The sequence below is a fragment of the Pseudomonas sp. GL-B-26 genome (assembly GCF_019947405.1).
In the GTDB taxonomy this organism is placed as follows: domain Bacteria; phylum Pseudomonadota; class Gammaproteobacteria; order Pseudomonadales; family Pseudomonadaceae; genus Aquipseudomonas.
Genome location: NZ_JAGYGJ010000014.1, coordinates 67772 through 92214, shown reverse-complemented (window position 1 = coordinate 92214; position 24443 = coordinate 67772). Strand labels below are relative to the sequence as shown.

The following is a 24443-nucleotide window of genomic DNA, read 5'->3' as shown; positions in this document are numbered from 1 at the left end:
ATCAAAAAATCGCAGCCTCGTTTCACTCGACAGCTCCTACAGGGGATTTCATTTCAAGGTAATGTTTGCCAGGGAAGGAACAGATTTTGCTGTCAGATGTGATCGGCGCCATTGCGTCGGCGTCATTACTGGCTCAATTTAGCGTCATTGCCTCGGAAGGCCTTCGCACTTCATGTCATCGACCCCCTTTAGTCAGTCTCTGCGTCGCCTCTGGGCGCTGGATAAATTCAGCTACAGCGTGCGGGTGTTCATCGCCCTGACCGGCAGCATGGCGCTGTGTTGGTACAAGGATGAAATGGGGCTGCTGATCCCGCTGTTCCTCGGGATCATCGCCAGCGCCCTGGCCGAGACCGACGACAGTTGGCAAGGCCGCCTTAACGCACTGGCCGTGACGTTGGTGTGCTTCAGCGTCGCCGCCCTCTCCGTCGAATTGCTCTTCCCCTACCCCGTTATTTTTATCATCGCCCTGGCTATGGCCAGTTTCGGCCTGACCATGCTCGGCGCCTTGGGTGAACGCTATGGCGCGATTGCCTCGGCGACGTTGATTCTGTCGGTCTACACCATGATCGGCGTGGACCAGCGCGGCGGTGCAGTCACCGATTTCTGGCACGAACCGGTGCTGCTGGTGGCCGGTGCGGCCTGGTACGGTTTGCTCTCGGTGCTGTGGCAGGCGATGTTTTCCAATCAGCCGGTGCAGCAAAGCCTGGCGCGGTTGTTCCGCGAGTTGGGTTACTACCTGAAGCTGAAATCGTCGCTGTTCGAGCCGATCCGGCAGATGGACGTGGAAGCGCGCCGACTGGAACTGGCGCAGCAAAACGGCCGTGTCGTGGCCGCACTGAACGCCGCCAAGGAAATCATCCTGCACCGCGTCGGCAACGGTCGACCGGGCTCGAAACTCAGCCGTTACCTGAAGCTGTACTTCCTCGCTCAGGACATCCACGAGCGCGCCAGTTCCTCGCACTACCCTTACAACGCCCTGGCCGATGCCTTCTTTCACAGCGACGTGATGTTCCGCTGCCAGCGCCTGCTGCGTCAGCAAGGCAAGGCCTGCCGGGCGCTGGCCGAGTCGATCCAGATGCGCCAGCCGTTCATCTATGACGCCAGCTTCGCCGAAGCCCTGAGCGACCTGCACGCCTCTCTCGAACATTTGCGCATTCAGAGCAACCCGGCCTGGCGCGGGCTGTTGCGATCGTTGCGGGCACTGGCGGCCAACCTCGGCACGCTCGATCGTTTGCTCAGCGATGCCAGCAACCCCGACGCCTTGGCCGATGCCACCGACAGCAGCCTGCTCGACCGTTCGCCACGTAACCTGAAGGATGTCTGGATACGCCTGCGCACGCAGCTGACACCGACGTCATTGCTGTTCCGTCACGCACTGCGTTTGCCCCTGGCCTTGAGCATCGGCTACGGGATGGTGCATTTGATCCACCCGTCTCAGGGTTACTGGATCATCCTCACCACGCTGTTTGTCTGCCAACCAAACTACGGCGCAACCCGCCGCAAACTCGGCCAACGAATCATCGGCACCGCCATCGGCCTGACCGTGGCCTGGGCGCTGTTCGATCTGTTTCCGAATCCCTTGGTCCAGTCATGCTTTGCGATCGCCGCCGGGGTGGTGTTCTTTATCAACCGCACCACCCGCTACACCTTGGCGACGGCCGCGATCACCTTGATGGTGCTGTTCTGCTTCAACCAGGTCGGGGATGGTTACGGGCTGTTCCTGCCGCGGTTGTTCGATACCTTGCTCGGCAGCCTGATCGCCGGGCTGGCGGTGTTCCTGTTCCTGCCGGACTGGCAGGGCCGACGCCTGAACAAAGTGCTGGCCAACACCCTGACCTGCAACAGCATTTACCTACGCCAGATCATGCAGCAATACGCAGCCGGCAAAAGCGACGACCTGGCGTATCGTCTGGCCCGACGCAATGCGCACAACGCTGACGCGGCACTGTCGACGACGCTCGCCAACATGCTGATGGAACCGGGGCATTTCCGTAAGGAAGCAGATGTCGGGTTCCGCTTCCTGGTGCTGTCGCACACCTTGCTCAGTTATTTGTCCGGACTGGGCGCACACCGGGAAACCCAGCTACCGCCCGACGTGCGCGAGCATTTGATCGACGGTGCTGGCGTGAGACTGGCCGCCAGCATCGATGAAATTGCCCAAGGGTTGGCAAGCAAACTGCCGATTGCGATTCAGAGCGATGAGGAAGAGGCACTGGCCAATACGCTTGAACAGATGCCGGACGAACTTGATGAAGGCCAACGGCTGGTGCAGACGCAATTGGCATTGATGTGCCGTCAGCTTGGGCCATTGCGGACGTTGGCAGCGCACCTCATCAAGGAAACGAGTGAGGATTGAGATCTGCGGTGGCTGAGCTTGCCCGCGATGAGGCCATCAGCCACACCTACAATCCGTGCTGTTCCATCAACCGCTGATAACTGCCATCCACTTTCATTGCCGCGATCTCGCGGTCGAAACCAGCGACGATCTGTTCATGCCTGGGGTTCTTCAGGCTGACCAGGATGTGCAGGCTGTTCTCGCTCAATGGCTTGGGCAAAAACTCCACAGCATTGCGCACCTTGGTTGATTCCCGGGCCAGGTAGTAACGCGCGACGTATTCGTCTTCCAGGGTCAATTTGACCCGGTCGGCGGCGACCATGCGCACCGCCATGGAGAAGCTGTGCACCGGGACTTTCTGCAGCGATACATCGTCATCGAACTCTGGCGAATAGGCGTAACCGCGCACCACCGCTATCGGGTAGGTATGCAGTTGTTGCAGGTTGTTGTATTCGATCGGCGTGTCTTTGCGCTTGAGAAAGCGCACACGGTTGAGCAGGTATTCGCCGGAAAACTGGCCAAGCTTCGTGCGCTCGTCGGTGTACCAGGCGTTGACCAACACGTCGTATCGACCCTCGCCAACCCCCAGCAAGGCCCGCGCCCAAGGCACTTGTTCAAAGTCACTGGCATAACCGGCCCGGGCCAGTGCTGTGCTGACGATGTCCGTGGCCAACCCACCGTTGACCAGCGTGGAGTCGGTAAAGGGCGGCCAGGCATCGGCTACCAAACGCAGCTTTTCCGCTGCCGCACTTTGAGTCAGCAACAGCAATCCGATCAAAGCAAAGGCTCGATGCAATCGCGGCATGCTAGAAAATCCTTAGCGGGCGGGACGCCCGACGTGTTTTCAGCCAAAACTCCAAGGCCCCCGTACTGCCAAACACAGGTGCCAACATTAGCTCATCGAAGCCACTGCACAGCGCTTCATCTCAGATTACACAAACAAGACAAGGCCGCGCGAAATGAATGATGGCATTTTGGCCTTTGTCACAGATTTCTCTGCCATAAAGACATCTTTCGCCTGGGCGCTTAGTATCGGAGCAACGATGTTCAAGGAGTGTGAAGATGACAATCGATTGGGTCTGCAAACACCACAGCGATCTGGGCAAAGAGCAGCTGTACGCCATTCTGCAGCTTCGTGCAGAGGTGTTTGTCGTTGAGCAGAAATGCGTCTATCAGGACATCGATGGCCAGGATCTGGAAGGTGACACCTGCCATTTAATGGCTTGGGACGGGGATCGACTGGTGGCGTACCTGCGGTTGCTCGACCCGGAGTTACAGGGTGGCGACGTGGTCATCGGGCGAGTGATCATTGCCCCTCAAGCGCGCGGTACAGGGCTTGGGCATGAGTTGATGGCGCAGGCGTTGAAGCAGGCTGAAAAGCGCTGGCCTGAAGTACCGATCTATCTCTCGGCCCAGGCGCATTTACAGGGGTATTACGGGCGGTACGGGTTTGTGGTGTCGGGCGAGGAGTTTCTCGAGGATGACATTCCGCATATCGGGATGCGCCGTCCGTAAGGGCCTCTTCGCGAGCAAGCCCGCTCCCACATTTGATCCGCGGTGTATACAAATCCAATGTGGGAGCGAGCCTGCTCGCGAAGGCGTCAGCTACCGCACCACAGACGTTCAGGGGTACTCAAGCACCGCTTTGATCTGCCGAAGATTGCGCTCGATCCACCCCCGATCAATCGCCCCCCACTCGCGAATCCGATAGCGCCCGGCATGATTGCGCGCTCCTTCTTCCTGCTGGAACTCGCAAACAATATCCAGATCGGCCAACGCTGCGATGGTGTCCTGCGCCGTGCGGCGGGGCATGCCGGTCACTTCGGTCAGCGCCGGGACGCTACTGGCCAGCCCGCTATCAATCAGGTACGCCACGTACAACCGACGATAGAAGCTGCTCTTGGTCTTGCTTACATCCATCTAAACACTCCCGGTTGCGATATTTTGATCTCTATTGCATATCCCGCCACGTCAGGTACACCCGCACATCGAACTCCACCTGGTGATACCCCGGCAACATGTGTTCGCAAAGCTTGTAGAACGCCTTGTTGTGATCCGACTCTTTAAAGTGCGCCAGTTCATGCACCACGATCATTTTCAGAAACTCGGCAGGTGCGTCCTTGAACAATGAAGCTACACGAATTTCTTTCTTGGCCTTGAGCTTGCCGCCCTGCACCCGGGATATCGCGGTGTGCAATCCGAGGGCGCGATGGGTCAGGTCGAGGCGGTTGTCGAACAACACCTTATCGATGGCCGGGGCATTTCGCAGGTATTCCTGCTTGAGTTCCAGCGTGTAGGTGTACAACGCCTTGTCGCTCTGTACCCGGTGTTTTTCCGGGTAACGCTGGCTCAGGTAGTCGTCCAGCCGACCGTCGGCGATCAGCTGGCGCACTTGCTCCTGCAGTGCTGCAGGATAGGCCTGGAGGTATTTCAACGCGGTCATTGGGGCGGCACGACACGATTCACGAAAAGGTCGCCAGTGTAGCGAATTCAGGCGGTCAGCGTGTTCCAGTCGAACGGCCGCACAAAGTCACCGACGTCCTCGGCCATCATCGGCCGTGCGACCAGAAACCCTTGCACGTACTCGCAACCATTGGCTTGCAGCCACTGATATTGCGCAACGGTTTCCACCCCTTCGGCAATCACCAGCATCCCGTACTCCTTGCACAACTCGATCACATTGCGCACCAGCGCCGCATCGCGTGAGGACTCCAGTAGCCGGGCAATCAAATGCCGGTCGAACTTGAGCGTGTCCAACTCCAGATCGCGCAGATGAGACAGCGAACACGGCCCGGAACCAAAGTCATCCAGGGCCACGCGCACACCCAGGTTACGCAGCAGGCGCAGCTGTTTACGGGTTTCCTCGGGGTTTTGCATCAAGGCCTCTTCTGTGACCTCGACTTCCAGATGGCGCGCCTGCAAACCATGGCGCTCCAGTACCTGGCGCAACTCAGTGACCAGATTGGGCATGCCGAACTGCGTGCTGCTCAAACTGACGCCCAGCACCAGGTCGTCGGCAAACACGGTTTCCCAGGCTTTTCGCTGGCTCGCCCCTTGTTGATAGATCCAGCTGCCCAGGTGACTGATCAACCGCGCCTCTTCCAGCAATGGCAAAAACAGCCCCGGTGGTACATCGCCGACGCTCGGGTGCTGCCAGCGGATCAGCGCTTCGAACCCGCGAGTCTGCCCGCTGGCAATGGCCACCTGCGGTTGATACACCAAATTGAAATCACGGTTCTCGATCGCCGCGCGCACACTTTCTTCGAGCATCAACCGCGAGCGTGCCCGGCCGTTCATTTCGTGATCGTAGAAACGATATTGCTGACGGCCGGCGCGCTTGGCTTCGTACATGGCGATGTCAGATGCGCGCAACAAACCGTCGAGATTGGAACCGCAATCCGGGTACGTCGCAATGCCGATGCTGGCGCCCAAGGCGATATCCAGACCATCGATCTGCTGACAGATCGACACCCGCTCAATCAGCTTCTCGGCGATTTTTGCTGCTTGCTCGGGGAACTCCAGATCCAGCAACGCGGTGAACTCATCACCGCCCATGCGCGCCAGAATGTCGAAGGGCCGCAGACACGCCTTCAACTGCTCGGACACCCACCGCAGCACCCGGTCGCCGGCATCGTGACCGAGGGAGTCGTTGACCCGTTTGAAGCCGTCGAGGTCCAGATACAGCAGCACCCAGGCACTATCGGAGCGGTCGCCACGCAACAGCAGGTTTTCCGCCGTCTGGTAAAAGCCACGACGATTGAGCAGCCCGGTCAATGGGTCAGTGACCGCCTGGAACTCCAGTTGCTGATGCAGATGGCGCACCACCGACATGTCCAGCACCGTCACCACCATCGCATGTTGCTCGCTGGGCAACGGCGCGCAGGACAGCGCCACGGGCACCTGCTGGCCGGGCGCCGTACGCAGCAATGCATCATGCAGGCGCAGGATTTCGCCGCGTTTGTAACCGGCGAGCAGCTCGGAGTCGGCCCAGATAGGAATGTGCGGCTTTTGCAGGAAATCCAGGAATGCTTTGCCTTGCAGGTCTTGCAACGTGGCATTGAGCAGCCGCGACATCGCCGGATTGGCAAAGCGGATCAGACCGTCCTCACCGACCACCAGGATGCCTTCGGCGGCATTGTCGAGCACCGAGGCATTAAACGCGCGCGCGACCTCCAGATCGTGGCTCAGGCGCTGCAACGCACGGCGATTGCGCTGATGCTCGAGCAGCGCCTGGACTTTGGGCTTGAGAATTTGTGGGTCGAACGGTTTGAACAGGTAATCCACCGCACCACTGGCATAGCCCTTGATCACGGCGTCCTGGGACTGTTCGTTGGCGGTAAGGAAAATGATCGGCGTGAGGCAGGTTCGTTGGCTGCCGCGCATCAGGCGTGCCACTTCAAAACCGTCCATGCCCGGCATCTGCACATCCAGCAGCACCAGGTCGACATCGTGTTCGAGTAACAGACTGAGCGCCTCGAAGCCCGAGGCGGCGGTGATGACCTGCCAGTCCTGGCGCTGCAACAACGCGCGCATGCTGATCAGGTTTTCAGGGTAATCATCGACGATTAAAAGAATTGAACTGTCTTCAGCTGGCGTGGGTTGCGCGCATTCCATGCTGCTTCTCTTATGCGGGACGTCAGGCCGGGTTCTCGTGAAAACCGGACAAATACTAAGCCTTCACTCTAGACCGGGTTCCGCAAAAGCAGAAGCTATCAATACGCCATCATTTAACTAAAGCGTCCATTTGCCGACTAACGGTCGGCGCCACAGGCCCCTGAAACCGGGAAAGATGGCCTTTTAACAGGATTTTGACGTCACCCGTTTGTCATTTACGCATTAACAAATTGAACTTCTGCGATTATAAGGATTGCCCCCAAGGCGCGCGCCAGAGCTTCTGGAACGTGCGTGCAGCAAAAAATCCGTGGAAGCTTTTGTCTATGATCGATCTCGCAACCTGGAACCTCAGCGTTCCCGTCGGCAATCCGCCGTACACCGTTGAAACGTCAAAACTGGTGGATGGCTTCAAGGACCAATACTTCCACTCCGACACCGGCACCTTGTTTTTCTGGACCCCGGTCACCGGTTCTACAACTGAAAACGCAAAGTATCCCCGCACCGAACTTCGCGAAACCTACAGCAATGGCACCCTGAAAAACTGGCGCTACCCGGACGCCGACAATACCCTGCGTGCCACCCTGGCGGTGAACCAGGTACCGACCTCGGGCAAGATCGTCATTGGCCAGATCCACGCCTATGAAAGCCAGAAACCGATGGTGAAGCTCGAGTATCAGTACTCGACCAGCACACAGTCGGGCAACCTCGTCGCCAAGGTTCGTATGCACCCTGATGACGATGCCGCACGGATAATCACCATTGCTACCGGGGTGAAACTGGATCGGGAGTTTTCCTACCTCATCCACCTGAGCCCGGGCGGAGCGCTGGGCATCAGTGCGGCGGGCTACCAGTGGGACACCGAAATCAGCAAGACCTGGAGCGTCAAACCCCTGTACTTCAAGGCTGGGGCGTATGTGCAGGACAACACCGGGTACACCAGCGAAGGCGGGAAAGTGACGTTCAGCAAGCTGGATATTGATCACGACAAGTAACCCCCCACACCCCGGAACGCTCCCAAGAACAACTCGATCTCTGTAGCAGCTGCCGAGCCTGCGAGGCTGCGTCCGAGGACGAAGTCCTCGCAAGCCCGCAGAACCCGGTCTAACCGAATAAATGCGTTGTCTGATTTACGACTGCTCCGCAGCCGAACGCAGCCTCGCAAGCTCGACAGCTGCTACAAATCCCAGCGTCCGCAAAACTCGTAGGACCACTCCGACCGTGGCGAGGGAGCTTGCTCCCGCTGGGCTGCGAAGCAGCCCCAAACCCTGCTACGCAATTTCCTCAGACACACCGCAGTGCCCGGTTTTACGACGGCTGCGCCGCCGAACGGGACGATGCGGCGTTCCGACAAGTTCCCTCGCCACATAACCGGAAAGGCGTCCTACAGCCCGGTTGCGGCTACCCGAATCGCCGCCTAAAGTTGGCTTGCGCTGACATCGTTGGCGACAGGGTTTCGCAGCCCTTACGGTACGAGTAGCTCTTCTTTTAGATTCGAGGAAGATTTACTTATGACAATGAACAATCCGCCCCGCCGCTTCACCCCCATGTCCCAATTCGCCACCGACTACCCCGTCCTGCTCATCGACAGCGACGCCCCGCTACGCGAACTCCACAATTGTGTCAGCGAACGCCTCAACGCCGTTCTCAAATACCTCAACCTCATGGCCTGCACCAGCCTGCCGGACTATGCCGAGAACGACATCAACACCGTCACCAACATCGCCCGGATCATGGTTCAGGATGTAAGCGATGTGTTTCGGGTGATTGAGCAGCGGGGGTTTGATACGCCCAAGAATCAGTAGTCAATTTTCAGGCAATAAAAAACCCGCATCGCTGCGGGTTTTTTAATACCGGTAGTAACGCTTAAGGCTTAGTTAACCTTAGCGTTCAACTCACCCTTCAAATAACGCTGATACATCGCTTCCAACGAGATCGGCTTGATCTTCGAAGCGTTACCCGCTGTACCAAACGCTTCATAACGTGCAATACACACGTCACGCATGGCAGTAACAGTCGCGCCGAAGAACTTACGCGGATCAAACTCGCTCGGGTTGGTGGCCATCAGGCGACGCATCGCACCGGTGGATGCCAGACGCAGGTCGGTGTCGATGTTGACCTTGCGCACGCCGTGTTTGATGCCTTCGACGATTTCTTCAACCGGTACGCCGTAGGTTTCTTTGATGTCGCCGCCGTACTGGTTGATGATCGCCAGCCAGTCTTGCGGAACCGAAGACGAACCGTGCATCACCAGGTGGGTATTGGGGATGCGTTTGTGGATTTCTTTGATGCGGTCGATGGCCAGCACGTCGCCGGTAGGCGGCTTGGTGAACTTGTACGCGCCGTGGCTGGTGCCGATGGCGATGGCCAAGGCATCGACCTGGGTGCGTTTGACGAAGTCAGCGGCTTCTTCCGGGTCGGTCAGCATTTGGCTGTGATCCAGAACGCCTTCGGCGCCAATGCCGTCTTCTTCACCGGCCATGCCGGTTTCCAGCGAACCCAGGCAGCCCAGCTCGCCTTCTACCGATACGCCGCAGGCGTGAGCCAGGGCTACAGTTTGTTGGGTGACGCGGATGTTGTAGTCGTAGTCGGTCGGGGTCTTGCCGTCTTCGCCCAGGGAACCGTCCATCATCACCGAGCTGAAGCCCAGTTGGATGGAGCGCTGGCAGACGTCAGGGCTGGTGCCGTGGTCCTGGTGCATGCACACCGGGATGTGCGGGAATTCTTCGATTGCCGCCAGGATCAGGTGACGCAGGAACGGTGCGCCGGCGTATTTGCGAGCACCGGCCGAAGCCTGGACGATCACCGGGGAGTCAGTCTTGTCAGCGGCTTCCATGATGGCGCGCATCTGCTCAAGGTTGTTGACGTTGAAGGCTGGAACGCCGTAGCCGAACTCGGCTGCGTGGTCCAGCATCTGGCGCATGCTGATAAGTGCCATTGTGTGTGTATCTCCCGGTTGAGGGTCGTTAATCGTGCCAGCCTGCCGTAGCGGCGGCGGCTATTCAAGTTATTGCAGATCGGGGGTCAGCCCTGCCTGCCAATTCGGTGTTGCCTCAATCTTGTGGCGTTACTGCGCTTTGCAACCGCGGCCGATCAAATCATTGGTGGCGACCCAGTACACCAGGCCTTCCTCACCTTTTACGTGAAACGCCAGCATGTCGTTGCTGTACAGCGAACCTTCGGCGCCCGGCTCATGCTTCAAGCGGTAGACCTGATCGGCACCGCCCAGGCGAACGTCGACTTCCTTGCGGCTTTCGTCGGTGTAGCGCCAGAGTACTTTGGCCTGACTGTCGCAGGTCCAGGTGGTCCAGCTGTCCGTCGATTCGGCAGGCTTGAACAGGTTCAAATTAGCGCAACCTGCCAGCAGAGCCAGCGCCGTAACGGCGATAAAACCTTTCATCCATGTTCCTCGACTGACGGCGCACGCCGCCAGCCCTGAGTAAAGTGTCAGACCCGTCAAGGGCAACCATGTTCCTTGGCCGGGGTCTGTGTCTCGTATTTGTCCAGGCCATCAGGCCCGGAACGCTTGTTGATCACCGGGTTGGTTTCGGCCTGCCAGTCGGCCTGGTAGCAGCCTTTGTCCTGTTCAGGCGTCTCGGGCACCTTCGGAGCTTTCGGGTTACTCCCGCAAGCTGCCAGCGACCCCGCGATAATCAACAGCGCTAACGTTTTGACCATCTGAACACTCCTTCGCCTGGTCAAGTGGGCGGCCTCAGGCCTTGGCCCGGCTTTCCAGGACTTCAACGGCCGGCAGAACCTTGCCTTCGACGAACTCGAGGAACGCGCCGCCACCGGTAGAAATGTAGGAGATCTGATCAGCAACGCCATATTTATCGATGGCGGCCAGGGTGTCGCCGCCGCCCGCGATGGAGAATGCCGAGCTTTCTGCGATGGCCTGGGCCAGCACTTTGGTGCCGTTACCGAACTGGTCGAATTCGAACACGCCCACCGGGCCGTTCCACAGGATGGTCTTGGACGACTTCAACAGCTCGGCGAAATTCGCCGCGGTCTGTGGGCCGATGTCCAGAATCATGTCGTCTGCGGCCACATCAGCGATCAGCTTGACGGTAGCGGTCGCGCTTTCAGCGAATTCCTTGGCAACCACGACGTCGACCGGCAGCGGCACGCTGACCTTGGCGGCGATGGCGCGAGCGGTGTCCAGCAGGTCCGGCTCGTACAGGGACTTGCCGACCGGGTGACCGGCAGCGGCCAGGAAGGTGTTGGCAATGCCGCCGCCGACGATCAGCTGGTTGCAGATCTGACTCAGGCTGTTCAGCACGTCGAGTTTGGTCGAAACCTTGGAGCCGGCAACAATGGCAGCCATTGGCTGAGCCGGGGCGCCCAGGGCTTTGCCCAGTGCGTCCAGTTCGGCAGCCAGCAACGGGCCAGCGGCGGCGACTTTGGCGAACTTGGCCACGCCATGGGTCGAACCCTCGGCGCGGTGAGCGGTGCCGAAGGCGTCCATCACGAACACGTCGCACAGGGCGGCGTATTGCTGGGCCAGTTCATCAGCGTTCTTTTTCTCGCCCTTGTTGAAGCGCACGTTTTCAAACAGCACGATGTCGCCGGCCTTCACGTCAACGCCGTTCAGGTAATCGGCCACCAGCGGCACTTCACGCCCCAGAGCCTTGCTCAGGTAGTCAGCGACTGGCTTGAGGCTGTTCTCGGCCGAGAACTCGCCTTCGGTCGGACGGCCAAGGTGCGAGCAGACCATCACGGCCGCGCCTTTTTCCAGGGCCAGCTTGATGGTCGGCAGCGAGGCCAGGATTCGCGCATCGCTGGTGACAACACCGTCCTTGACTGGGACGTTGAGGTCTTCGCGGATCAGTACGCGCTTACCTTGCAGATCGAGGTCGGTCATCTTCAACACGGTCATGGGTCGCATTTCCTACTGTTTTGGAGAGGCAGCTGTTTGCAGATAATGCTCTGCAACATCCAGCATTCGGTTGGCAAAACCCCATTCGTTGTCGAACCAGGCCAGGATGTTCACCAGCCGTGGGCCGGAAACTCGGGTCTGACTGGCATCGACGATGGCCGAATGTGGGTCATGGTTGAAATCACAACTGGCGTGAGGCAACTCGGTGTAGGCCAGAAGGCCCTTGAGCGGGCCGCTGGTGGCGGCCTCGCGCAAAATCCGGTTGACCTCGGTGGCGTCGGTATCGCTCACGGTCTGCATCGTAATGTCGAGGCAAGACACGTTAACCGTCGGCACCCGCACGGCTTTGGCCTGAATTCTCCCGGCAAGTTCCGGTAACAGGCGTTCGATGCCTCGTGCCAGACCAGTGGACACCGGAATCACTGACTGAAACGCCGAACGGGTGCGGCGCAAGTCTTCGTGATGATAGGCGTCGATCACCGGCTGATCGTTCATCGCCGAGTGAATGGTGGTGATCGATACGTATTCCAGACCAATGGCCTGATCCAGCAGGCGCAACAGCGGCACGCCACAGTTGGTGGTGCAGGACGCGTTGGACACCAGCAACTCATCACCGGTCAGGCAATCCTGGTTCACGCCGTAGACGATGGTGGCGTCGACATCCGCCTCGCTGGCCATCGGCTGGGAAAACAACACGCGCGGCGCACCGGCGTCGAGGAAACGCTGGCCGTCTTCACGGGTGTGGTAAGCGCCGGAGCATTCCAGCACCAGATCGACGCCCAGCGACGCCCAATCGATGCCTTCGGGGGTGGCACTGCGCAGGACCTTCACGCAGTCGCCATTAATATGCAGACAATCGCCGTCGACCTTCACTTCCCCGGGGAAACGCCCGTGAGTGGAGTCGAAGCGTGTCAGGTATTCGATGCTGGCCATGTCAGCCAGATCGTTGATCGCAACAATTTCAAACCCGGCCTTATCGCCTCGCTCAAACAACGCACGCAAGACGCAACGACCAATCCGGCCGTAGCCGTTGAGTGCAACTTTGTAAGGACGCGGTTGAGGCATGGGGTTCTCGATTACCGTGGTGAATCCGTTATTGCAGCGTTGCCCGGACTATCGCTTTCGCGAGCAAGCCCGCTCCCACATTGGAATGCATTTCGCTGTGGGAGCGGGCTTGCTCGCGAAGACGTCAGCCCGGACAACGCAACTGTCGGATTTAGTCTTCCAGCAGCTCTTCAGCCTGACCCAGGATGTTTTCCAGGGTGAAGCCGAACTCTTCGAACAAGGCAGGCGCAGGCGCCGACTCGCCGTAGGTGGTCATGCCGATCACGCGGCCTTCCAGGCCCACGTACTTGTACCAATAGTCCGCGTGCGAGGCTTCGATAGCGATACGGGCGCTGACCTGCAACGGCAGAACCTCTTGCTTGTAGCCGGCGTCCTGAGCATCGAACACGCTGGTGCAAGGCATCGAAACAACACGCACCTTGCGACCCTGTTCGGTCAGCTTGTCGTAGGCTTGAACCGCCAGGCCGACTTCCGAACCGGTAGAGATCAGGATCAGATCAGGCTCGCCGTCGCAGTCCTTCAACACGTAACCGCCACGGGCGATGTCGGCGATCTGGAACGCATTGCGGGTTTGGTGCTGCAGGTTCTGACGCGAGAAAATCAGCGCCGAAGGGCCGTCCTTGCGTTCCAGAGCCATTTTCCAGCACACCGCCGATTCAACGGCATCGGCTGGACGCCAGGTGTCGAGGTTCGGCGTGCTGCGCAAGCTGGTCAATTGCTCGATCGGCTGGTGAGTCGGACCGTCTTCGCCCAGACCGATGGAGTCGTGGGTGTAGACGAACACGACACGCTGCTTCATCAGCGAGGCCATGCGCACTGCGTTGCGGGCGTATTCCATGAACATCAGGAAGGTCGCGCCGTAAGGCACCAGACCGCCGTGCAGGGTCACGCCGTTCATGATCGCGCTCATGCCGAACTCGCGAACGCCGTAGTACATGTAGTTGCCGCTGGCGTCTTCAGCCGTAACACCTTTGCAACCTTTCCACAGGGTCAGGTTGGAACCGGCCAGGTCAGCGGAGCCGCCCAGCAGTTCAGGCAGCAGCGGGCCGTAGGCATTCAATGCGTTCTGGCTGGCTTTACGGCTGGCGATGGTTTCGCCTTTGGCAGCGACTTCAGCAATATAAGCGGAGGCTTTTTCAGCGAAGTCTTCCGGCAGTTCGCCGCTCAGACGACGAATCAGCTCGTTGGCCAATTCAGGGAAGGCAGCAGAGTAGGCAGCGAAACGCTGATCCCATTCGGCTTCGGCCGCGCGACCGGTTTCCTTGGCGTCCCACTCGGCATAGATGTCGGCCGGGATTTCGAACGGACCGTGGTTCCATTTCAGAGCAGCACGGGTCAGAGCGATTTCCGCGTCACCCAGTGGGGCGCCGTGGCAGTCTTCCTTGCCTTGCTTGTTCGGCGAACCGAAACCGATGGTGGTCTTGCAGCAGATCAGGGTTGGCTGATCGCTTTTGCGCGCAGTTTCGATCGCGATCTTGATCTCTTCAGGATCGTGACCGTCGACGTTGCGGATCACCAGCCAGTTATAGGCTTCGAAACGCTTAGGCGTGTCGTCGGTGAACCAGCCTTCGACTTCGCCGTCGATGGAGATACCGTTGTCATCGTAGAAGGCGATCAGTTTGCTCAGGCCCAAAGTACCGGCCAGGGAGCCGACTTCGTGGGAAATGCCTTCCATCATGCAGCCATCACCCAGGAACACGTAGGTGTGGTGGTCGACAACGTTGTGGCCCGGACGGTTGAACTGCGCCGCCAGGACTTTTTCTGCGAGGGCAAAACCAACGGCGTTGGCCAGGCCTTGGCCCAGTGGACCGGTGGTGGTTTCAACGCCTGGGGTATAGCCGAATTCCGGGTGACCCGGGGTGCGGCTGTGCAGTTGGCGGAAGTTCTTCAGGTCTTCGATCGACAGGTCGTAGCCGGTCAGGTGCAGCAGCGAGTAGATCAACATCGAACCGTGACCGTTGGACAGCACGAAGCGGTCACGGTCGGCGAACGATGGATTGCTCGGGTTGTGCTTCAGGTAGTCACGCCAAAGTACTTCGGCGATATCCGCCATACCCATAGGGGCACCGGGATGGCCGCTGTTGGCTTTTTGCACGGCATCCATGCTGAGGGCACGAATGGCGTTGGCACGCTCACGACGGCTGGGCATCGCTGTTCTCCTGCGGATATTGAATCGAGAGTGAATAAAACGAAACGGAAAAAAGGCGAGCATTTTCCCTCACCCACCCGCCTCGGGGCAATGACAGATAGTCATCTGAGGGCGTTTTTCCGGTGGATAAAGTCGCATTTGCCTGGTGAAACCTTTCCGCTGACGATTTGTAGAGTGACCCTTTCCCCGAGAAGTGCCATCTATCGAGCAATATCAAAACTTTTTGATATTGCTCTTGCGGTGTTTTCTGACCGTCACTAGACTGCTGGCCTTATGAATTTACGTGCGCCTTCCATTCGACCTGACGATTGCGATGAGCTGGCGGCCCTGTGCAAGGCCGGCGGCGATCCTCTGCGGCTGAATGTATTGCGCGCGCTGGCCAACGATTCGTTTGGCGTACTGGAGCTGGCGCAGATCTTTGGCATCGGCCAGTCCGGCATGAGTCATCACCTCAAGGTATTGGCCCAGGCCGATCTGGTGGCGACGCGCCGTGAAGGCAACGCGATTTTCTACCGTCGTGCCCTGCCCCACACCGACCTGCTGGGTGGCAAGCTGCATGCCGCGCTACTGGAAGAAGTGGACAACCTGACCCTGCCTGCCGAGGTGCAGTCGCGGATCGGTCAGGTCCATGGGCAACGAGCGGCGGCCAGCCAGGACTTTTTCTCACGGGTCGCGGAGAAGTTTCGCGCCCAGCAAGACTTGATCGCCGGCCTGCCGCAATACCGCGAAAGCGTGGTGACACTGCTCGACAAGCTGAGTTTCAGCGAAGGCGCCACGGCCATCGAAGTCGGCCCCGGAGATGGCGCATTTTTGCCGGAACTGGCGCGCCGCTTCACCCAGGTCACGGCGCTGGACAACAGCCCGGCGATGCTCGAACTGGCGCGCCAGGTTTGCGAACGTGAAACGCTGGCTAACGTCAGCCTGCAATTGGCCGATGCATTGAACGGTGTCCGCCTCAAGGCTGACTGCGTTGTACTGAACATGGTGCTGCACCATTTCGCCGCGCCGGCCGAAGCACTCAAGCACATGGCCGACTTGCTGCAACCGGGCGGTAGCCTGCTCGTGACAGAGTTATGTAGCCACAACCAGAGTTGGGCCAGGGAGGCCTGCGGTGATCTCTGGTTGGGGTTTGAACAGGACGATTTGGCCCGTTGGGCCACCGCTGCGGGACTCGTTCCCGGGGAAAGCCTCTATGTAGGCTTACGTAATGGTTTCCAGATCCAGGTCCGCCATTTTCAGCGACCGGCTGGCGACACTCACCATCGGTAAATTCAGGAAAAAATCGAGATGAGCGAATACTCCCTCTTCACCTCCGAGTCCGTGTCCGAAGGGCATCCGGACAAAATCGCCGACCAGATTTCCGATGCGGTGCTGGACGCCATCATTGCTGAAGACAAGTTCGCCCGTGTAGCGGTCGAGACCCTGGTAAAAACCGGCGTGGCAATCATCGCAGGTGAAGTCACCACGTCGGCCTGGGTCGACCTGGAAGAGATCGTGCGTAACGTCATTCTGGACATCGGCTACAACAGCTCCGATGTCGGCTTCGACGGCGCCACTTGCGGCGTGATGAACATCATCGGCAAGCAGTCCCCTGACATCAACCAGGGTGTCGACCGTGCCAAACCTGAAGATCAGGGCGCCGGCGACCAGGGCCTGATGTTCGGCTACGCCAGCAACGAAACCGACGTGCTGATGCCAGCACCGATCACCTTCTCGCACCAGCTGGTTCAGCGTCAGGCCGAAGCCCGTAAATCCGGCCTGCTGCCTTGGCTGCGCCCGGACGCCAAGTCGCAAGTGACTTGCCGTTACGAAGGCGGCAAGGTTGTCGGTATCGACGCCGTTGTACTGTCGACCCAGCACAACCCTGACGTGTCCTACAAAGACTTGCGCGAAGGCGTGATGGAACTGATCGTCAAGCACGTACTGCCTGCCGAGCTGCTGAGCAAAGACACCCAGTTCCACATCAACCCGACTGGCCAGTTCATCATTGGTGGCCCGGTAGGCGACTGCGGTCTGACCGGTCGCAAGATCATCGTTGACAGCTACGGCGGCATGGCCCGTCACGGCGGCGGCGCGTTCTCCGGCAAGGATCCATCGAAGGTTGACCGCTCGGCCGCCTACGCCGGTCGTTACGTAGCCAAGAACATCGTGGCAGCCGGCCTGGCCGAGCGTTGCGAGATTCAGGTTTCCTACGCGATCGGTGTTGCTCAGCCGACGTCGATCTCGTTGAACACCTTCGGCACCGGCAAAATCAGCGACGACAAAATCGTCAAACTGGTTCGCGAAGTGTTCGACCTGCGTCCATACGCAATCACCACCATGCTCGACCTGCTGCACCCGATGTACCAGGAAACCGCTGCGTACGGCCACTTCGGTCGCACCCCGGCTACCAAGACTGTGGGCGAAGACACTTTCACCACCTTCACCTGGGAAAAAACCGACCGCGCCGATTCCTTGCGCGCTGCTGCCGGCCTGTAAGACTTCCCCGGCGGTACCAAAAGCCCCGCACGGTTCGCCGTACGGGGCTTTTTATTGCGCGAAAATCGGAAGATCGCAGCCTCGTTCCACTCGAAAGCTCCTACAGAGATTTGTGTAGGAGCTGTCGAGTGGAACGAGGCTGCGATCTCTTGATCTTCCTGCCTCTCGAAACACACCGAAAAACATCCTCGCTACCGCCGCCCGAAAGCTGACTAACCTTGAAAGCATTCTCCCTGAGCAAGGATGCTCATGATGCTTCTGCGCCTGTTTTTCTGTTTTTTCCTGACCTTTCTTTGCCTGAGTTCAAACGCTGCCGAGTGCCCCGACTGGCCACCCGCACGCGCCCTGGACGAAATCACGGCACTGCAGAAACAAATCGATCTCTGGGACGACAGCTATCACCGGGGCGGCCGCTCATTGGTCGCCGATGAACTCTACGATCAGTCCCGTGCACGATTGACCGAATGGCGCACATGCTTCGACCTGGACCCATCCGCGGAACCGCTACGTACCGCGGGCGGCACGATTCCTCATCCCATCGCCCACACGGGCCTGGAAAAACTCCGCGATGGTCGCGCCGTCGAAGCTTGGCTAAAAGAACGGAGCGATGTCTGGGTTCAGCCCAAGATCGACGGCGTGGCGGTGACGCTGATCTACCGCAAAGGCCTGCTGACTCAAGCTATAAGCCGCGGTGACGGAATAAATGGCCAGGACTGGACGGCTTCGGCGCGCCAGATCGCCGCCATCCCCCAACAATTGCCAGAGCCGCTGGACCTGCTGCTGCAAGGTGAGCTCTATTGGCGCCTGACCGACCACGTACAGGCCCGTGCCGGCAGCCTCAATGCACGCGCCACAGTGGCCGGATTGATGGCCCGCAAAAAGTTAAGCACCGAGCAAGCCGCCGGGATCGGCCTGTTTGTCTGGGACTGGCCCCAAGGCCCGGCCAGTTTGCCCGCCCGCGTCGCAGCCCTGGATGAGTTAGGTTTCCCGAGTACCACACCTTACAGTCACTCGATCAAGGTATTTGCCGACGCAGAACGTTGGCGCGATCACTGGTATCGCTCGCCCCTGCCCTTCACCAGTGATGGCATCGTCCTGCGCCAGGATCAGCGCCCACCCGCCGAGCGCTGGCAGGCTAAACCGCCTTATTGGAGCGTCGCCTGGAAATACCCTTTTGCCCAGGCCCTGGCCGAGGTGCGCAAAGTCCATTTCAAGATTGGACGGACCGGACGAATCACCCCGGTACTGGAACTGACACCGGTAATGCTCGATGACCGGCAGATCAAGCGAGTCAGTGTGAGCTCGTTGCAACGCTGGGAAACACTGGACATCCGGCCCGGAGACCAGGTCGCCATCAGCCTGGCAGGCCTGACCATTCCCAGGCTTGACGGTGTCATGCTGCGCAGCACCCAACGCGCTGAATTGAGCGTACCGCTGGCGGAGGACTTTCATCATTTGAGTTGCTGGCAGCCGACACCGGGGTGCGAAAGCCAATTCCTCGCCCGACTGACCTGGCTCAGCGGCAAGCAGGGATTGGCCCTGCCCCATGTCGGCCCTGGCACTTGGGAGAAACTTTTCGAAACAGGCCGTCTGAATGGCCTGCTGGATTGGTTGACCCTCGATGCTCAAGAGCTTGCTAACATTGACGGCTTCGGCGAACGCAGCAGCGCTCGTCTTTTGAACAGTTTCAACAGTGCCCGACAACGCCCTTTCGCTCGCTGGCTCAAAGCCCTGGGTTTACCGCCGACCGGCCAGGCGCGACTTGCCGATTCATGGCAGGAACTGGCACAACGAAATATCGAACAATGGCAGGCAGAAGCCGGCATCGGCCCGGGACGCGCAGCGCAATTGAGCGCGTTTTTTCGCGACCCGCAGGTCCTGGCCTTGAGTGAAACATTACGTCTTGCGGGGATTGACGGTTTTTAGCGGCCGACGATGCCCGCCACCCGGGAACCCAATGGTGCCGCTGGGCTCAAACACCCCATCGCCACATCGACCCGATCGCTTTTTCACATGGAGCTTTTATGAAACTTCTTTCACCGCTCGCCCTGTTGACCCTTTGCAGCGTGCTGGCCGCTCCACTGATGGCCGCCGAAGAAGCTCCGGGCCTGACCGGCTGCGCCGCAAAGAAGCAGGGCATCATCAATCAGATTGAACTGGCCAAGTCTCACGGTAACGCCGATCAGCAGGCAGGCCTTGAAACGGCCCTGAGCGAAATCACTGCTCATTGCACCGATGCTTCCCTGAAGAAAGAACGGGAGAACAAGGTGCTCGACGCCAAGCACGAAGTCAGCAAGCGTCAGGCTGACCTCGACAAGGCCATGAAGAAAGGCGACGCCGAAAAGATCAACAAGCGCAAAGACAAACTCGCCGAGTCCCGCAAGGAACTGCAGAACGCACTCGATGAGCTGGACAAGTAAGGATCAGTTCAGGAATCAATGATCCCGAAACTCTTTATGGCAGGCACTGCAGGCATCTTCGACCTTCTGCACCGCCGGCCCAAGGTTACTGACCTTGTAAGGCTGAACCTTGCTGGCAATCACCAATTCACCGGTGGCGGCTTCAAGGGTGCGGGCCATGTCCTGGAAGTGTTCCTGTTTCTGCCAGACATCGCTCTTGGCGCTGGTGTGATCTTCTTCGCGCACCTGCGAAAAATGTTTCCAGGGTTCACGGGACAACGCATCGAGCTTCACGGCACCGTCAGCGAATTTCGGACCGTCAAACGGGATGCGACCACGCAACATGCCGCCCAGGTCTTCGCCGGTCTTGAGCATTTGCTTGAAGATCGCCTTGCGCTGACCCAGCGGCGAGTTGGGGTCGACACCACCGCAGGCGGACAACGCCAGGCAGGCCAGCAATACAACAGAAAGTCTTTTAAGAGTCATGGTGGCTTCAGGTCACGGGAAACGGCGGCCAGTATCCTCGCGTCATCGGCAAAGACCAATAGCCCTATTATCAATACGGGTTGTTTGAGCGCATGGAGCACTCAGGCAACCGACAAAGGAATTACTCCATGATCAGCCGTTTCAAGGCATGGCGTCACAACCTCGCCTGGACCCTTCCGATGGTGGCCGTGCTTGCGGGCTGCACCGGTGGCGACAACAACACACCGAAAACCCACGCCCTGGCGACCTACTCCAGCGCCACCTGGGAAGCACTTCCGACGGTGTCCGACAACGACCTGGTCGCCGGCTTCGGTTCGTGGCGCAGCGCCTGCACCCGACTCAAAGCCGACCCGGTGTGGGGCTCGACGTGTGCGGCTTCCGCCAACGTGCCGCAAACCGCCAGCGACATTCGCGGCTTCCTCAAGCAGAACCTCGACGTCTACGGCCTGCGCGCCGCCAATGACAATCCCAACGGCTTGATCACCGGCTATTACGAGCCGGTCTACCCCGGCAGCCTGACCCAGACTGAAGTGGCGAACATCCCGGTGTACGGTGTGCCCGAGGACATGATCATCGTCTCTCTGGACAGCATCTACCCGGAACTCAAAGGCAAACGCCTGCGCGGACGACTCGAAGGTCGCGTGCTCAAGCCTTACGACGATGCGGCCACGATTGAAACCAAAGGGGTCAAGGCACCGGTTGTTGCCTGGCTGACCGATCCGATGAACCTGCAATTCCTGCAAATCCAGGGCTCGGGTCGTATCCAGCTCGATGACGGCCGACAGTTGCGCATTGCGTATGCCGACCAGAACGGTCACCCGTATCGACCGATCGGCCGCTGGCTGGTGGACCAGGGCGAGCTGAAAAAAGAAGAAGTGACCATGGGCGCCATCAGCAATTGGGCCAAGGCCAATCCGACCCGTATTCCGGAACTGCTGGGCAGCAACCCCAGCTACGTATTCTTCACCCGCAACCCGGACAGCAACGAAGGGCCTCGCGGCTCGTTGAACGTACCGCTGACCGCCGGCTACAGCGCGGCGGTGGATCGCAAAGTGATTCCGCTGGGCAGTCTGTTGTGGTTATCGACCACCAAACCGGACGGTACCGCACTGGTACGCCCGGTTGCCGCTCAGGACACCGGCGGCGCAATTGCCGGCGAAGTCCGTGCGGACCTGTTCTGGGGCACAGGTGAGGCGGCCGGGCAATTGGCCGGCGACATGAAACAGCAGGGGCAAATCTGGATGCTCTGGCCTAAAGGCGCAGCGTTGCCTCAAGTGCCTCAGGTGACCGACAAGCTTTAAAGTCAAAAGATCGCTGGCTCGCCGCAAAATCGCGGATGAGCGTAGGAGCTGGCGAAGCCTGCGATCTTTTGAGCTTGCTCTTAAACAGAAACCACAAAAAAACTGACGATCAACCCCAGCCCCACCAACCACACCAGCGACCGCAAAATAGCCCAGTCAGCCAAGTAGCAAATGATGTACAGCAGCCGACTGGTGATGAACAACACCGCCAGCACATTGATCGTCACCAGTTCGGCATTGCCCGCCAGGTGCGCAACGATCACCGCCGCTGCGAACGCGGGAATCACTTCAAGACTGTTCAGATGCGCCGCATACGCGCGTCGGCCAAAACCATTCAGTGACTCAAGAAAGTCACGGGGATCATGGTTGTCTTTCAGCCTGAACCCGCCACTGGCCCTGGCGATGCCCGTGCAGATATAGGGCAGGAATATCGCGATCAAAATGCACCACAGAGCCACCGTCATAACGCATTCCCTTCTTCAAGTTTCAAGAGTCGAGCTCCAGTCAAAACTTCATCACCAGCATGCCGATCAGCACCAGCCCACAGGCCAAGAGCCGTGGCCTGCCAAAAGGTTCTTTCAGGTAACGCATGCCGAACAGCACCACCAGGATTACGCTGATCTCGCGCAATGCCGCCGCTTCGGCAATCGAGCCCAGCTGCATGGCCCACAGCACCAGAGCGTAGCTGAACAACACGCAAAACCCGACCGCCAACCCCAGTCGCCACTGCTCTCGCCAGAACAACATGAAGGCCGGTCGCTTACGCACCAGCGCCAGTAACGGAAACGGCCAAGCGCTGAGCAAGGTGACCCACACCAGGTAATCCAGCGGATGCGACCAGCGCCGCAACGCCTGGCCATCGATGAAGGTGTAGCAGCCGATGCACAGGCCGATCAACGCCACCACAGGCAGCATCGACCACGGCAATCGCGCACCACCGCCGCCCTGCCAGAGCAGGCACAGCATGCCGAACGGGATCAGCAGAATCCCGAAGATCTGCTGGTTCGTCAGCACTTCCCCGGCAAAAATCAGCGTCAGTGCCAGCACTACCAGCGGCGACAAGCCACGCATCAGCGGATAGACCAGCCCGAGATCACCAACCCGATAGGCCTGGATCAGCAAATAGCGATAGAGCAATTCAAACGCCGCCGACGCCAGAATCCACGGCCAGATGTCCAGGGGTGGCAACGCCACGAACGGCAGCATCAGCGCGACAAACAGCATTGCAACGCTGTCCATGCAGGCCACCACCAGCAGCCGTTCCGCACTGAATTTGATCAGGGTATTCCACGCCGCGTGCAACAGCGCCGCGACTAACACCAGTGCTGTTGCAAGCACGGCACACTCCTTATTTTGTCCCGCCCTCTACGAAGTTCAGCTGGATAATTGATTCGCCATAGGTCTGCAGCTGTTTATACTGCAAGCGACCACGCCGCACTCAGTTGCGCACAGACTAATTCCAATAAATTTTTGCCACCGCCCGCTCTCGTCGAGAACGGGCGTCGGCATGCGCATGCCTGATCAGAGCGTCAAGACTACCGACAGAGACCTTGCGCATGCCACTCGCCTTGCTTGCCCTCGCTGTTGCCGCGTTCGGCATCGGCACCACTGAATTCGTCATCATGGGCTTGCTGCCCGATGTCGCCCGCGACCTCGCCGTGAGCATCCCCCACGCGGGCCTGCTGATCACCGGCTACGCGCTGGGCGTGGTGTTCGGTGCGCCGATCCTCGCGGTCGGCACCGCCAACATGCCGCGCAAAGCCACGCTGCTGGGCATGACGTTGATGTTCATCCTCGGTAACATTCTTTGCGCATTGGCGCCAAACTACGCCACGCTGATGGCCGCGCGAGTGGTCACCGCGCTCTGCCACGGTGCGTTCTTCGGCATCGGTTCGGTGGTCGCCGCCGGTTTGGTGGCACCGAACAAACGCGCCCAAGCGATTGCCATGATGTTCACCGGCCTGACGCTAGCCAATGTGCTGGGCGTGCCTTTGGGCACCGCGCTCGGGCAATACGCCGGCTGGCGCTCGACGTTCTGGGCGGTGTCGGTAATCGGCGTGATAGCCGCGATCGCGCAGTGGGTCTGGTTGCCGAAGGACATCGCCATGGACAAGGCCAACCTCGCCAGCGAGTTCAAAGTGCTGGGCAAGGTCAACGTGTTGCTGGCGCTGGGCATGAGCGTGCTGGCGTCGACCAGCCTGTTCAGCGTGTTCACTTACATTGCCCCTATCCTGCAAGACATCACCGGTGTCAGCCCGCATGGAATCACCATCATGCTGCTGCTATTCGGGGTCGGCTTGACCGCGGGCAGCATGCTCGGCGGTCGCTTGGCTGACAGTCGATTGTTGCCGTCGCTGGTGGGCATGGCGCTGGCCGTGCTGGTCGTGCTGGCCGCGTTCACACAGACCAGTCACTCGGTGATCCCGGCAGCGATTACGCTGGTGTTGTGGGGCATTTTTGCCTTCGCACTGTGCCCGATCCTGCAGTTGCTGATCATTGACCAGGCGCATGAAGCGCCGAATCTGGGTTCAACGTTGAACCAGAGCGCGTTCAACCTCGGCAACGCGGCAGGTGCGTGGATTGGTGGATTGGTGGTCGCCAGTGGTGCGGATCTGGCGGACTTACCGTGGACCGGCGCGCTGATCAGTGGCTTGACGGTGCTGACGGCGCTTTTCTACATCTATCTGCAACGTCGCGGCGTTGCTGCGGTCAATGTGTCCGGCTGAAAGATTGCATCGTTGCT

23 protein-coding genes are annotated in these 24443 nt (G+C 59.3%); 10 read left to right on the top strand and 13 right to left on the bottom strand.

Annotated elements, in window-relative coordinates; genetic code table 11:
* Positions 1 to 172 precede the first annotated feature (172 nt).
* On the top strand, positions 173 to 2356 hold the full coding sequence (yccS, locus tag KGB23_RS11830; protein ID WP_223431210.1) for a YccS family putative transporter: 2184 nt from the start codon (positions 173 to 175) through the stop codon (positions 2354 to 2356).
* Between the two features lie 46 nt (positions 2357 to 2402).
* Here the strand turns inward: yccS and KGB23_RS11825 are convergent, their stop codons facing one another.
* Positions 2403 to 3140 carry a substrate-binding periplasmic protein gene (locus KGB23_RS11825; protein WP_223431209.1) on the bottom strand — a complete coding sequence of 246 codons (738 nt, stop codon included), beginning with the start codon at positions 3138 to 3140 and terminating at the stop codon, positions 2403 to 2405.
* A gap of 257 nt (positions 3141 to 3397) precedes the next feature.
* On the opposite strand from KGB23_RS11825, the gene KGB23_RS11820 reads away from it, so the two are divergent.
* Positions 3398 to 3850, top strand: coding sequence for a GNAT family N-acetyltransferase (locus tag KGB23_RS11820; RefSeq protein WP_223431208.1), 453 nt, complete (start codon positions 3398 to 3400; stop codon positions 3848 to 3850).
* Positions 3851 to 3958: 108 nt separating this feature from the next.
* Here the strand turns inward: KGB23_RS11820 and KGB23_RS11815 are convergent, their stop codons facing one another.
* From KGB23_RS11815 to KGB23_RS11805, 3 genes are read right to left on the bottom strand one after another with little or no spacing between them, the layout of a single operon-like run.
* Positions 3959 to 4255, bottom strand: coding sequence for a helix-turn-helix domain-containing protein (locus KGB23_RS11815; protein ID WP_008151963.1), 297 nt, complete (start codon positions 4253 to 4255; stop codon positions 3959 to 3961).
* Between the two features lie 31 nt (positions 4256 to 4286).
* The gene (locus KGB23_RS11810; RefSeq protein ID WP_223431207.1) at positions 4287 to 4778 is read right to left on the bottom strand and encodes a M48 family metallopeptidase; all 492 of its coding nucleotides are present in this window, start codon (positions 4776 to 4778) and stop codon (positions 4287 to 4289) included.
* 47 nt (positions 4779 to 4825) lie between these two features.
* Positions 4826 to 6949 (bottom strand): putative bifunctional diguanylate cyclase/phosphodiesterase, encoded by a 2124-nt coding sequence (locus KGB23_RS11805; protein ID WP_223431206.1) that lies wholly within the window; start codon positions 6947 to 6949, stop codon positions 4826 to 4828.
* Positions 6950 to 7272: 323 nt separating this feature from the next.
* Here KGB23_RS11805 and KGB23_RS11800 point away from each other — a divergent pair, with 323 nt between their 5' ends.
* Together KGB23_RS11800 and KGB23_RS11795 are read left to right on the top strand one after the other, a co-directional pair.
* Positions 7273 to 7941, top strand: a complete 669-nt coding sequence (locus KGB23_RS11800) for a polysaccharide lyase family 7 protein (RefSeq protein WP_223431205.1) — start codon at positions 7273 to 7275, stop codon at positions 7939 to 7941.
* A 516-nt stretch (positions 7942 to 8457) separates the two neighbouring features.
* Complete coding sequence (locus KGB23_RS11795; RefSeq protein WP_223431204.1) at positions 8458 to 8751, top strand: fructose-bisphosphate aldolase; 294 nt, start codon at positions 8458 to 8460, stop codon at positions 8749 to 8751.
* A gap of 68 nt (positions 8752 to 8819) precedes the next feature.
* On the opposite strand, the gene fba is transcribed toward KGB23_RS11795, so the two are convergent.
* The 6 genes from fba to tkt form a co-directional block, all read right to left on the bottom strand.
* Positions 8820 to 9884, bottom strand: coding sequence for a class II fructose-bisphosphate aldolase (gene fba, locus KGB23_RS11790; RefSeq protein ID WP_046045276.1), 1065 nt, complete (start codon positions 9882 to 9884; stop codon positions 8820 to 8822).
* A gap of 129 nt (positions 9885 to 10013) precedes the next feature.
* Positions 10014 to 10346: an MliC family protein gene (locus KGB23_RS11785; RefSeq protein ID WP_223431203.1), complete on the bottom strand. Its 333-nt coding sequence runs from the start codon at positions 10344 to 10346 to the stop codon at positions 10014 to 10016.
* 56 nt (positions 10347 to 10402) lie between these two features.
* Complete coding sequence (locus KGB23_RS11780) at positions 10403 to 10624, bottom strand: hypothetical protein (RefSeq protein ID WP_046045274.1); 222 nt, start codon at positions 10622 to 10624, stop codon at positions 10403 to 10405.
* 34 nt (positions 10625 to 10658) lie between these two features.
* On the bottom strand, positions 10659 to 11822 hold the full coding sequence (locus KGB23_RS11775; RefSeq protein WP_008151980.1) for a phosphoglycerate kinase: 1164 nt from the start codon (positions 11820 to 11822) through the stop codon (positions 10659 to 10661).
* 12 nt (positions 11823 to 11834) lie between these two features.
* Positions 11835 to 12887: an erythrose-4-phosphate dehydrogenase gene (gene epd / locus KGB23_RS11770; protein ID WP_046045272.1), complete on the bottom strand. Its 1053-nt coding sequence runs from the start codon at positions 12885 to 12887 to the stop codon at positions 11835 to 11837.
* Between the two features lie 151 nt (positions 12888 to 13038).
* Entirely contained in the window at positions 13039 to 15036 is a 1998-nt protein-coding gene (tkt, locus tag KGB23_RS11765; RefSeq protein WP_223431202.1) for a transketolase, read from the bottom strand.
* Positions 15037 to 15309: 273 nt separating this feature from the next.
* On the opposite strand from tkt, the gene KGB23_RS11760 reads away from it, so the two are divergent.
* From KGB23_RS11760 to KGB23_RS11745, 4 genes are all read left to right on the top strand, one after another.
* Positions 15310 to 16305 (top strand): ArsR/SmtB family transcription factor, encoded by a 996-nt coding sequence (locus KGB23_RS11760; protein ID WP_223431201.1) that lies wholly within the window; start codon positions 15310 to 15312, stop codon positions 16303 to 16305.
* Between the two features lie 18 nt (positions 16306 to 16323).
* Entirely contained in the window at positions 16324 to 17514 is a 1191-nt protein-coding gene (gene metK, locus KGB23_RS11755) for a methionine adenosyltransferase (protein ID WP_046045269.1), read from the top strand.
* A 252-nt stretch (positions 17515 to 17766) separates the two neighbouring features.
* A complete protein-coding gene (ligB, locus tag KGB23_RS11750; RefSeq protein WP_223431234.1) occupies positions 17767 to 19440 on the top strand; it encodes an NAD-dependent DNA ligase LigB in 1674 nt (557 codons plus the stop codon).
* Positions 19441 to 19538: 98 nt separating this feature from the next.
* Positions 19539 to 19934 carry a DUF1090 domain-containing protein gene (locus tag KGB23_RS11745; protein WP_223431200.1) on the top strand — a complete coding sequence of 132 codons (396 nt, stop codon included), beginning with the start codon at positions 19539 to 19541 and terminating at the stop codon, positions 19932 to 19934.
* 15 nt (positions 19935 to 19949) lie between these two features.
* Here KGB23_RS11745 and KGB23_RS11740 read toward each other — a convergent pair whose 3' ends face one another.
* Positions 19950 to 20399, bottom strand: coding sequence for a c-type cytochrome (locus KGB23_RS11740; RefSeq protein WP_223431199.1), 450 nt, complete (start codon positions 20397 to 20399; stop codon positions 19950 to 19952).
* Between the two features lie 128 nt (positions 20400 to 20527).
* On the opposite strand from KGB23_RS11740, the gene KGB23_RS11735 reads away from it, so the two are divergent.
* Positions 20528 to 21700: a murein transglycosylase A gene (locus KGB23_RS11735; protein ID WP_223431198.1), complete on the top strand. Its 1173-nt coding sequence runs from the start codon at positions 20528 to 20530 to the stop codon at positions 21698 to 21700.
* Between the two features lie 80 nt (positions 21701 to 21780).
* Here the strand turns inward: KGB23_RS11735 and KGB23_RS11730 are convergent, their stop codons facing one another.
* Positions 21781 to 22164, bottom strand: coding sequence for an MAPEG family protein (locus KGB23_RS11730; protein ID WP_223431197.1), 384 nt, complete (start codon positions 22162 to 22164; stop codon positions 21781 to 21783).
* Between the two features lie 40 nt (positions 22165 to 22204).
* Positions 22205 to 23038 (bottom strand): EamA family transporter, encoded by an 834-nt coding sequence (locus tag KGB23_RS11725; protein ID WP_008152002.1) that lies wholly within the window; start codon positions 23036 to 23038, stop codon positions 22205 to 22207.
* 218 nt (positions 23039 to 23256) lie between these two features.
* Here KGB23_RS11725 and KGB23_RS11720 point away from each other — a divergent pair, with 218 nt between their 5' ends.
* Positions 23257 to 24426 carry an MFS transporter gene (locus KGB23_RS11720; RefSeq protein WP_223431196.1) on the top strand — a complete coding sequence of 390 codons (1170 nt, stop codon included), beginning with the start codon at positions 23257 to 23259 and terminating at the stop codon, positions 24424 to 24426.
* The last annotated feature ends 17 nt before the right edge of the window (positions 24427 to 24443 follow it).

Coding starts and splice junctions, on each gene's coding strand:
- yccS (WP_223431210.1), top strand. CDS start 173: ATGTCATCGACCCCCTTTAGTCAGTCTCTGCGTCGCCTCTGGGCGCTG.
- KGB23_RS11825 (WP_223431209.1), bottom strand. CDS start 3,140: ATGCCGCGATTGCATCGAGCCTTTGCTTTGATCGGATTGCTGTTGCTG.
- KGB23_RS11820 (WP_223431208.1), top strand. CDS start 3,398: ATGACAATCGATTGGGTCTGCAAACACCACAGCGATCTGGGCAAAGAG.
- KGB23_RS11815 (WP_008151963.1), bottom strand. CDS start 4,255: ATGGATGTAAGCAAGACCAAGAGCAGCTTCTATCGTCGGTTGTACGTG.
- KGB23_RS11810 (WP_223431207.1), bottom strand. CDS start 4,778: ATGACCGCGTTGAAATACCTCCAGGCCTATCCTGCAGCACTGCAGGAG.
- KGB23_RS11805 (WP_223431206.1), bottom strand. CDS start 6,949: ATGGAATGCGCGCAACCCACGCCAGCTGAAGACAGTTCAATTCTTTTA.
- KGB23_RS11800 (WP_223431205.1), top strand. CDS start 7,273: ATGATCGATCTCGCAACCTGGAACCTCAGCGTTCCCGTCGGCAATCCG.
- KGB23_RS11795 (WP_223431204.1), top strand. CDS start 8,458: ATGACAATGAACAATCCGCCCCGCCGCTTCACCCCCATGTCCCAATTC.
- fba (WP_046045276.1), bottom strand. CDS start 9,884: ATGGCACTTATCAGCATGCGCCAGATGCTGGACCACGCAGCCGAGTTC.
- KGB23_RS11785 (WP_223431203.1), bottom strand. CDS start 10,346: ATGAAAGGTTTTATCGCCGTTACGGCGCTGGCTCTGCTGGCAGGTTGC.
- KGB23_RS11780 (WP_046045274.1), bottom strand. CDS start 10,624: ATGGTCAAAACGTTAGCGCTGTTGATTATCGCGGGGTCGCTGGCAGCT.
- KGB23_RS11775 (WP_008151980.1), bottom strand. CDS start 11,822: ATGACCGTGTTGAAGATGACCGACCTCGATCTGCAAGGTAAGCGCGTA.
- epd (WP_046045272.1), bottom strand. CDS start 12,887: ATGCCTCAACCGCGTCCTTACAAAGTTGCACTCAACGGCTACGGCCGG.
- tkt (WP_223431202.1), bottom strand. CDS start 15,036: ATGCCCAGCCGTCGTGAGCGTGCCAACGCCATTCGTGCCCTCAGCATG.
- KGB23_RS11760 (WP_223431201.1), top strand. CDS start 15,310: ATGAATTTACGTGCGCCTTCCATTCGACCTGACGATTGCGATGAGCTG.
- metK (WP_046045269.1), top strand. CDS start 16,324: ATGAGCGAATACTCCCTCTTCACCTCCGAGTCCGTGTCCGAAGGGCAT.
- ligB (WP_223431234.1), top strand. CDS start 17,767: ATGCTTCTGCGCCTGTTTTTCTGTTTTTTCCTGACCTTTCTTTGCCTG.
- KGB23_RS11745 (WP_223431200.1), top strand. CDS start 19,539: ATGAAACTTCTTTCACCGCTCGCCCTGTTGACCCTTTGCAGCGTGCTG.
- KGB23_RS11740 (WP_223431199.1), bottom strand. CDS start 20,399: ATGACTCTTAAAAGACTTTCTGTTGTATTGCTGGCCTGCCTGGCGTTG.
- KGB23_RS11735 (WP_223431198.1), top strand. CDS start 20,528: ATGATCAGCCGTTTCAAGGCATGGCGTCACAACCTCGCCTGGACCCTT.
- KGB23_RS11730 (WP_223431197.1), bottom strand. CDS start 22,164: ATGACGGTGGCTCTGTGGTGCATTTTGATCGCGATATTCCTGCCCTAT.
- KGB23_RS11720 (WP_223431196.1), top strand. CDS start 23,257: ATGCCACTCGCCTTGCTTGCCCTCGCTGTTGCCGCGTTCGGCATCGGC.